This is a genomic window from Streptomyces sp. NBC_01216, assembly GCF_035994945.1.
GTDB lineage: Bacteria > Actinomycetota > Actinomycetes > Streptomycetales > Streptomycetaceae > Streptomyces.
The window spans coordinates 328,440-338,085 of the sequence record NZ_CP108678.1; the positions used below are offsets into that span (position 1 = coordinate 328,440).

At 75.1% G+C, this 9,646-nt stretch carries 3 protein-coding genes; 2 read left to right on the forward strand and 1 reads right to left on the reverse strand.

What is annotated here, in order from left to right:
• Positions 1-1,901: 1,901 nt before the first annotated feature.
• Both OG393_RS34160 and OG393_RS34165 read left to right on the forward strand, forming a co-directional pair.
• Entirely contained in the window at positions 1,902-7,745 is a 5,844-nt protein-coding gene (locus OG393_RS34160) for a DnaB-like helicase C-terminal domain-containing protein (protein WP_327378957.1), read from the forward strand.
• Entirely contained in the window at positions 7,745-8,365 is a 621-nt protein-coding gene (locus tag OG393_RS34165) for a hypothetical protein (protein ID WP_327378633.1), read from the forward strand. The genes OG393_RS34160 and OG393_RS34165 overlap by 1 nt, the downstream gene beginning before the upstream one ends.
• A gap of 204 nt (positions 8,366-8,569) precedes the next feature.
• On the opposite strand, the gene OG393_RS34170 is transcribed toward OG393_RS34165, so the two are convergent.
• Positions 8,570-8,791: a hypothetical protein gene (locus tag OG393_RS34170; RefSeq protein WP_327378632.1), complete on the reverse strand. Its 222-nt coding sequence runs from the start codon at positions 8,789-8,791 to the stop codon at positions 8,570-8,572.
• Positions 8,792-9,646: the final 855 nt, after the last annotated feature.

Below are 9,646 nucleotides of genomic sequence, written 5' to 3' on the forward strand. Positions count from 1 at the left end.
GTCGCCAGTGTTAGAAACTTCGGCGGGTTGGTGTGCGGGGGTGATCGCGCGCCGGGGGGCGTGCGCCTGGCCGGGGGTGGTCGTCCGGACCCCCCGCCCCGGAGTTGCCTTGGGTTGCCTCCCCGGGCGGCGGACCCCCGCCCGGGGTTCCGGGTGCGCGTGAAACTAACATCTTGGGGAATGCTCCGCCCGTGCTCCGGCGTTTGTTTGACGGGGTGTGTGCGTTCTCAGTGATGTTGCGGTAGAGGGATCGCTTTGACCTGCGAGGCCGCAGATGGCTGAGAGATGTCCGTTGCGCTTTTTCCGAGTCGATCAGTGCCTTGACCTGTAGTACCGCGAGCCTGATGAGAATCCCGCAGTTGTATTGAGAATTCTGGTGACAGTCGGGCGCGTCTGAGCCGTGCGGACGGGGGCCACTGCGCCGCCGCCTCCGCCGCCGCCTCCGCCGCCGCCTCCGCCGCCGCCTCCGCCGCCTCCTCCGCCGCCGCCTCCGCCGCCTCCGCCGCCTCCTCCGCCTCCTCCGCCGTCCCGCCGCCGCCCCGCCGCCGTCCCGCCGTCCCCCTGCCGTGCGCCCCGGGTGCCCGTCCGTCCGGGCCCCGACCTCCGTCCGGGCCCCGACCTCCGTCCCGGGCCCGGCCGCCGTCTGCCCGCCCGCCGTCTGCCCGCCCGCCCGTCTGCCCTGCCGCCCGTCTGCCCTGCCGCCCGTCTGCCCTGCCGCCCGTCTGCCCTGCCGCCCGTCTGCCCTGCCGCCCGTCTGCCCTGCCGCCCCCGCCCCGGTCCCGCCCCCGCCCCCGCCCCCGCCCTCCGTCCCGCCGGGCCGCACGCCGCCCGCCCCGCCGCCGTCCCGCCGCGCCTGCCGTCCCGGGGCCGTCCGCCGGGCCTCGACCTCCGGGCCCGCCATCCCCGCCCGGCGGGCCGGCCCGCCGCCGTCCGCCCCGTCCCGCCCGGCGGGCCGGCCCGCCGCCGTCCGCCCCGTCCCGCCCGGGCCTCCGGCCCGCCGCCGGGCCCCGGGCCTGCGGGCCCCGGGTGGTGTGCCTGGGGGTGGGTGGTGGTCCCTGGCGGGTACGACGTCACTCGTTCTCGTTACAACATTCGGTGCCGGGTGTGTACCGGTGTGGCTAGACTGACGCCCAGCGTTACACCTTGTGAGTGGGTGCGGGTGGCCTGCGGTCGGGGCCGTGCTGCGCCCTGTCCGGGACCGGGGCGGCCTCCTGCCGTCCGCCGGTCTGCACCGCCACTGCCCGGTCGGCTCCGCTGCCCGTCCGCCTCGCCGCCCGGTCGGCTCCGCTGCCTGGTCGGCGGTGGCGCCCGCCCGCTCCGGGCTGGTGCCGGGCGTCCCCCGGGTTGTTGTCTTCTGTGCGTCTCTTCTGTGTCTGGAGTGCCTGGTGTCCTCTTCTCGTTCGGGTTCCTCCCGCGCCGCCGCTGCCGGTGACCGTCGTGGTGATGCCGGTGTGGCGCGCGGTGCGGACGGGGTCCCGCCGGTCGCGGGCCTGGCCGGGCCGGACACCGCGCCCGCCCCGGGCGCTGTTCCGGCCGGTCCGCCCGCGCCCGTGCCCGCTGCTGGTGCTGTTCCGGCCGTCGCGGCCCGCCCGGTGTCTGCTGTCGGGAGCGCCCCGGTCGCTTCTCCGGCCCTCGGCCCGGCCGCCTCCCCGACCACCGTGCCGGTTGCCGGCCCGGCCCCGGCCGGTGACGACGGCCCGGTCGTCCCGGCTGCAGGGGGCGCCGGGGCCCCGGGTACGACCGCCGGCGTCGCGGGCCCGGCCGCCGGCGCTGCACCCGGTCCGGCCCGCTCCGGAAACTCCCCGCGCGAGTCCGTACGCGGGACGGCTTCTTCGCGGCGGCCCGTCCGGACCACCACCACCACCGCCTCCGCCGCACCGGCCACAGTCGTCCGGGAGCCGGTGCCGGGGGCGGCCGGTCACCTCGCCCTTCCCGGCCCGGAAGACCCGCTGTGGACCTCGATCCCGCTGGGGCTGCGCCAGAACCTGGCCATGCCCGCCTACCAGCTGGTGAACCCCCCACGCGGTCACCTGGCCACCCCGGCGGGCCGCAAGCTGAAGTCCGCGCTCGGCGCCGCCGCCCGGCTCAAGCTCACCGGGACGCACTGGCTCGTGCTGCTCACCGCCCCGCGTACCGCGTTCGGCGGCCCGACCAGCCAGAGGGCCGGCCAGGTGTACAAGGCCCTGGAGCAGCTGGTCGCCGACCACCTGCGGCCCGCGCTGGGCGAGGCCGCCGCCGTGGCGGAACCGCCCGCGCCGGGCGCCCCAGCTGGACCGCAGCCCGACGACGGGGTGGAACCGGCCGCGCTCGCGCCCGTCGTCCCGGACGCCGCTGTGCCCGGCCCGGCCGCCGAGGTGGCGGCCGCCGCCGACCCGGCCGCTGCCGCGTCCGCTGCCCCCGCTGCCGTGGCGGGCCCGGACATCCCGTCCGGCACCGGCGGGACCACGCCCGCCGCCCCGCAGACCGACGCGCCCGCCGTCCCGGCGGACGCCTCCGCCGTCCCGGTCCCGCTGGGCCCCGCCCCGGTCCCGCTGGGCCCCGCCCCGGTCCCGCTGGGCCCCGCCCCGGCCGACCCGGCCGCCGCAACCCCCCTTCTCCCCAATGCCGTTGGCGCCACCTCGGCCACTTCGGCCACCTCGGCCGCCGCCGACGTGCCGACCTGCGCCGTGTCCGGCCCGTCCACGGCCGATACAACTCCCCTCGTTCCCAGTGCCGTTGATGCCACCTCGGCCACCGCCGCCGCGCCGTGCCCCGCCCCCGCCGGACCGGACCCGGAGACCACTGACCCGGCGGCCGGGACCCCGACCCCGGCCCCGGTCGGTGGCCTGCCGGAGCTCCTGCGCCACGCCACCCGCACGCCCGGGACGATCCTGGCGGTCACCAGCGCGCACACGACCACCGCCCAGACCGCTCTCACCCACGCCCTGGCGCAGGACCTCGAGCCCGTGGAGCTGCCGACCGTGCAGGTGAGCGGCCACGACCGTTCGTCCCTGATCCGCGCCCTGTACAGCCGGCTCGGCCTCGGCCGGCGCCGCCGGCTTCCCGGTCTCGACGAAGCCGAAGGCCTGATCACCGCCGAGCTGCAGCGCGCCCCCCGCCTGGTCATCGCCATCACCACCCTCGGGCTGCGCCCCTCCGCGCTCGAACTGCTGTACCGCTTGTGGGAGCCGGAGCCGTTCCCGCTGGTGCTGGTCGGCGACACCACCCTTGACGGCCTCCTGGGGCGCCACGACCTCGCGGAACTCCACCCCCACGTCACCCGCCACCGTGTCCAGGAGGCCGCCGTGCCCACGCCCACGCCCACGCCCACGCCCGCGCCCGCGCCCGGCGCGCCGCAGCCCGCGCCCGCCGCCGACCCCGACGCGCCGACCGGGGTCGGCCCGGCTGCGCCGACCCCGGCGCCCGACGGCGATCTGACCGCGGACCTGCGCGAGGCCGCCGAACACCGATCGGTGCTGGTCGTCACCAGCCCGGACCCGGTCGCCACCAGCACAGCCCTCATGCACGCCCTCGACACCGGCGAACTCCAGCCCCTCTACGTCCACGGCACCGCCCTGGACCAGGTAGTCCCCGAGCTGTTCAAGCACCTCGGCCTCGGCCAGCGCCGCCCCCGCACCCTGGAAACCGCCGTCGTCAAGATCACCGCCGAGCTGCGCCGCTCACCCCACCTGGTCATCGTGCCCGCCGCACACGAGCTGCCCGAGGACGCTCTGCGCTGGCTCGGCCTGCTGTGGGCCCACTCGGCCTTCCCCCTCGTCCTGGGCGGCGACCTCCACCTCGACGACGTCCTCGGCCAACCCGAACTCACCGGCCTCTACACCAGCGCGACCCACCGCCACCTGACCGCGCACGCCGCCGCTCCGGCCGCAACCGTCCCGGCCCCGGCTTCCGCCGCCCCGCTGCGCCCCGCCCCGGCCCCCGCCGGCCACCCCAACCCGGCGGCCGACGACACCGCCGGCCCGGAGACCGCCCCGGAGGCCGACGGCCTGCTCCACGACCTGCGCTCCACGGTCGAGCACCGGGCCCTGCTGTGCGTCACCGGCCCCGGCCCGGAGGCCGCCACGGCGGTCACCGCCGCCACCGAGCACCAGCCGCTGCCCGCCGTCTGGATCCGCCCCCACCCCAACACCGACGAACCCGCCCTCATCCGCGCCCTGTACACCGCTCTCGGCCTCGACCACCGCCAGCCGCAGCCCCGCGAGCACTCCGCCGCGCTCAAGCTCGTCGCCGCCGAACTCGACCGCTCCGCCCCCCTGGTGGTCGTGCCCGACGCCCACCAACTGGCCACCGCCGCGCTGCAGACGCTCTACGGCCTGTGGGCGCGGGGAGGCATGGAACGCTTCCCCCTGGTCCTGGTGGGCGACGACCACCTCCACACCGTCCTCGACCGCCCCAAGCTGGCGAGCCTGAAGTCCACGGCCGACCACCACCGCCTGGCCCCCGCCCCGGCCGTCACCCCCGCGCCGGAGGCGCGCGAGAACACCCCCACCACCCCGGCCTCGGTCCCGGCCGCCGACCGCACCCCTGGTGCTGCTGCCGCGCCCGGTGAACACCTCGCTGCTCCCCACCCGGCCCCGGCCGCCGGCCGGGCCACGGCAGAGCCGGCCCCCGCCGCCGACCCCTCCAAGGAGTCCACCACCACCATGCCGACCCCGACCCCGCGGGCAGCGCCCGCCGCGCCCGGTGAAGACCCCGCCGCCCCGGCCCCGGCGCCCGCAACGCCGCCACCCACCACGTCCGACGCTCCCGCCGCCGGTTCGGCTCCCGGTCCGGCGGCCGACACCGCCGCCACGCCGGGTCCCGCCCCGGCCGTCGTCCTGGCCCCGAGCCCGCAGACACTGCACCAGGCCCGCAGCACCCTCCCGCAGCTGATCAGCGCCGCCGGCCAGGGCACCTCCACCCCACTGGCCCGCGGCACCCACCACGCCCTGCTCACCGCCCCCACCACCGCCACCGCCCTGGGCTGGGACCTGACCACCGCCACCGCACACGGCACCGCCGACGCCCGCAAGAAACTCGGCGACCTCATCCAGGCCGCCGCCACCGGCCACCCCCAAGTCCTGCGCCGCCACGTCACCCCCCTCGCCGTGCTGCTCCCCGCCACCCCCGACGGCACCCCGCTCCCGCCCGCCACCCACCCCGACCGGCCCACCCCCGCTACACCCGAAGCGGCAGCAACAACCTCACATGGCACCGGAGTTGTAACGCCCACCCCTGGCGCCGCCCCAGCCACCCTCCCCGCCGCAGCCGTTCCCACCGCCCCGGCCGCCCCGAGCGCACCCACGCCCGTACCGCCGCCGACCCCGGGCAGCGGACCCGCCCCGCACCGCAGCAGCGAAGTCGAGCCGGACGACACCCTGTTCCCCACCCTGGCCGCTCCCGCCGGCCAGCCGGCCCCGGCCCCGGCGCCCGCCGTGGTCGAGCCCGTCCCGGCCGCCACCCCCGCCGCGGCTGCGCCCGGTCAGGCCGCCGACGCCGAGCCGGCCACCCCGAACGCACCCGCACCCGCGCCGGCGCCGGTGGCCGGCGAGCCCGCCCTGCAGGACCCCGCGGCCGCGGCCCCGCCGGCCGACCAGCCGACCACCACGCCCCCCGCGGCGCCCGCCCCGCGGCCCCCGCGCCGCCTCGCGCCGCTCGCCGACGCCCTCACCACCGTCCTCACCCCCCAGACCCCCGACCCGGACACCGACACCCCGGCCGGCCCGCGCGCCCTGTCCACCGGCATCCGTACCCTCGACGACGCCCTCGGCGGCCTCCAGCCCGGCCGCTTCTACCTCGCCGCCGCCGCCCCCGGCACCGGCGGCAGCCTCCTCGCCACCACCACCGCCCGCACCACCGCCCTCGACCACCACCTCCCCGTCCTCTACGCCGCCTCCGGCCTCACCCGCGCCGACGTCGCCGCCCGCATCGTCGCCGCCCACCTCCCCGTCGACTACCGCCGCCTGCGCACCGGCCACCTCACCCCCGCCGAACAGGCCGACGCCACCACCCTCCACGCCGAACTCGCCGCCGCCCGCCTCTACATCGACGACGGCACCGACCTCACCCCCGAAGCCATCGCCGAGACCGCCGCCGACCTCGTCGCCGACCTCACCCACACCACCGCCCAGCCCGGCCTGGCCCTGGTCGTCGTCGACCGCCTCCAGGCCCTCGACGACCCCCGCCTCCCGCTCTCCGGCCCCCGCCTCACCGACGCCGTCCAGGCCCTGGCCCACCTCGCCCGCACCCACCACGTCCCGGTCCTGGCCATCCTCGACACCGACCAGCCCGACCTGATCACCGCCCTCGGCCTCGACACCACCCTCACCCTCCACCCCCACCCCGACGCCCCCACCACCCAACTCCTCGTCACCATCGCCGAACGCGACCTCGGCACCCAAGCCACCCTCACCCTCACCGCCGACCGCACCCACGCCCGCCTCACCGACCCCACCCCCTTCACCCCCTACACCCACCCCCGCCCGGCGCCGGAGGCGCCCACCAGCACCAGCACCACCACCGCCCCGGCGCCGGAGGCGCCCACCAACACCCCCACCCCAGCGCCGGAGGCGCCCACACAGGCCCCCGCCTGGCCCACCGCCGCCGTCCCCGGCCACCCCGCCCAGGACACCACCGCTGCGCCCGACCTCGACCCCGACTCCGAGGTCACCCCCGCCACCGCGGCCACCCTGGCCAACCTGACGCCCGCCCACCCGCTGCGCCCGACCCGGGGCCCCGCGGCGCGTACAGCCGCCCCCAGGCCCGCCCGCGCCGCCGGCGGGGACTACGCGGGCCGGGACTACGGCCACTTCCTCGACATGATCAGCTCGGTCGTCGAGCAGACCCTCCAGGAGCACGGCGGCGACACCGAAGCCGCGATCACCGCGCTGGAGCTGAAAGCAATTCCGAACGGAATGGCCCTCTTCGAGGCAACCCGAGTCGGCGGAAATTACGAACACACCGTCTACCCGGAACGCCTTGAATTCCTCAGCAAAAAAACCCGCGACGGAGCCGACGACATCTGGGAAGGCCGCCACAAGTGGGAGAACGGCCCGCTCCTGGGCCAGGTCAAGGCTGGCACCCTCGCCAGCGTGGCCGTCGACGTCCTCGACACCAACGCCGCCTACTGCAGCGCCCTGAAGACCTGGCTGCCCATCGGCGCCCTGCAGCACGACCCCGACGGCGGCTTCCACTCCAAGCGCTCCGGCATCTACCTCCTGCCCAAGCGCCCCGCCTGGGAACACCCGCACCTGCCCGACCCGATCGGCAACCGCCGCGAGCCGGGCCCGGTCCTCCTGGACGACGCCACGATCCGCCTCCTGATCCGCTGCCACAAGCTCGGCCTCGCCGAGGCCCCCGACATCACCCAGTCCTGGACCTCCGGTGCCTCCGAAAACATCACGGAGAAGTTCCGTCGCGTCCTCACCCTCGCCCGCGAAAACGCCATCCGCGACGGCGATGACGTCACCGAAAAATACGTCAAGGCGATCTATGCCAAGTTCGTGTCCACCATCGGCGAATCATCATTCAACCGCGACCTCCGCCGACCCGACTGGATGCACATCATCCGCAGCCAGGCATTCGCCAACCTCTGGTACAAGGCCAAGCGCGCCCACGACCACGGCCTCACCATCGTGAAACTCCGTGGCACTGACGAACTCCACATCACCGGAGACGTCCCCTGGCGCTCGGTATTCGAAGAAGGCCGCCTCACTACTCAGCTGAAGCTCAAGAACCAGTACACCATCGACGCAAAGGCCGCCTAATGTCGACCGACGGCTGGAAGAACTTCGGAAAATACGGCGCCAACCTCGACCCCGAAAACCGCCACGGGAAAATCGTCCTCGGCCGCGCCCTCGAAGACGCCCTGGAACGGATGATCGTCGAAGGCGGCATCAAATCCCCCGTCACCACCCGCCGCGGCCTCACCGCCCGCATGAAGTACCTCACCACCACCCAAGGCGGCGCTCAGGCCATGGCCGACGCCGGCATCACCGCCGTCCCCAAGACCATCAGCGCCTGGACCAAGGGCAAACAACACCCCCTCCCCGCCAACCTCGACGCCATCGACACCGCCTACTGGAACCTCCGGGCGGCCAACATCCTCAACAACCCCGGCGCGTTCAAGCAGCACCTCAACAACAACGGCAAGGGCACCCGGGTCGAGATCCACCCCATCAACCAGGACGTCGTCGACGAACCGCGCCGCCGCGACAACCTGCGCATCCGCACCCAGCAGGTCCGCTACGTCTGGGACGACGCGGTCGACGCCATGGTCGCCGGCGACATCGGCAAGCTCGAGGAAATCTGGGACGACATCATCGCCGACCTCGACTCCGACTGGGGCGCCTACACCTACGTCCGCCACATCGGCCTCGGAGCCTGACCACCCCCACCAGCCGCCCGCCCGCCCCACCGGGCCGCAGCTGCGCCCCACCCCAGCTCAGACCAGCACCACCGGGCACAGCAACGCGTACATCTCACCTCGCAGCTGAGCCTCCGCGATGTCCCAGGGGCCGGTGATGCTGCCGGCCAGGGCGAAGAAGACGCCGTGACGGCGCGCGGTGCGGCGCCACGGCGCGCGAGCTGTTCAGGCCGCCCTCGTAGAGCAGACGCCGGCCCGGCCGGTCACCGTGAGGACGTCGCCGGCCACGTCCAAGACGGCCGACCAGCCGGCCGCCGGCTCCGCCCAGCCCTCGAAGTCCTCGGACCGCGCCCACCCGCCGGACGCCAGCCCGGCCAGGTGCGGATCCGGCCCGCGGCCACCGGCCGACGCGAACGCCTCGACCCGGTGCGAGGCCGCGAAGACCACCTGCGCCGCTCACACCAGGCCAACGAGCCGGCCCCCCGGAGGTAACCCAGCCAGCGGCCGCCCCCGCCCGCTGCGCACCGCCGGGTCTCCCGGCCGGAGCTCCACCACCTGGCCGAGCAGAAGCCGGCCGAGCCGCCCTCCGGCGGCACCGCGGCCCGCCTCCGAACGCCCGGTCTCCCGAGAATTCCCGGTACAATTCTCGAAGCGCCACAACATGAATCCCCGGTACAACTGGGAGGGGAGACGGGGCATCAGACGGGATTCCCTGACCATGCAATTCTGATACAGGCTCAGGCTGATAGAGTCCGGTACAACTTCCCCGTTCGCAGCGAGAAGCCCGTAGGATATGAGGGGCAATCAGCCAGATGCGATTGACCGTCAATCAGGCGCGTTACAGAAAATTCCACCGCTGCCTGTACAAGTCCCGATTCGGCCGCTAGAATTAGCTGACTGGTTCAGACCAGTTGGCGAGTACGGTAGCTGACTCAGGGTCACAGATTCTCCAGCCAGCAACTTGTAACGGGGCGGGGACCGTGACATACTGGAGCCCGGTACACAACAGGGGAGGCACCCGGAGGGTGTCCACCGAAGGAGTGGCCGAACCCGGGAGTTGAGCCCGGCCGGAGCAGGCAGAGCCCGAAGCCACAGAAGAAAAGCCCAGGTTGAGCCGTAGAGGACCGAATCCATCGGGGAAGAGGCCGCCCGGAGACTCGGATGCCGGTACAAGGGCCGGCCCCGAAGAGCAGCCCCCAACGAGCGAGAGTTGTACCAGCCCCTCCTCCTAGCCAGCCAAGAGCCACGGAGTGGCGTTACATCATTCCGTCACGGTAGTGACGGCGCGTCATGTGTCCGGGC

What these genes read in the sequence shown, in the direction of transcription:
- OG393_RS34165 (WP_327378633.1), top strand. Translation starts at nt 7,745, where the DNA reads ATGTCGACCGACGGCTGGAAGAACTTCGGAAAATACGGCGCCAACCTC.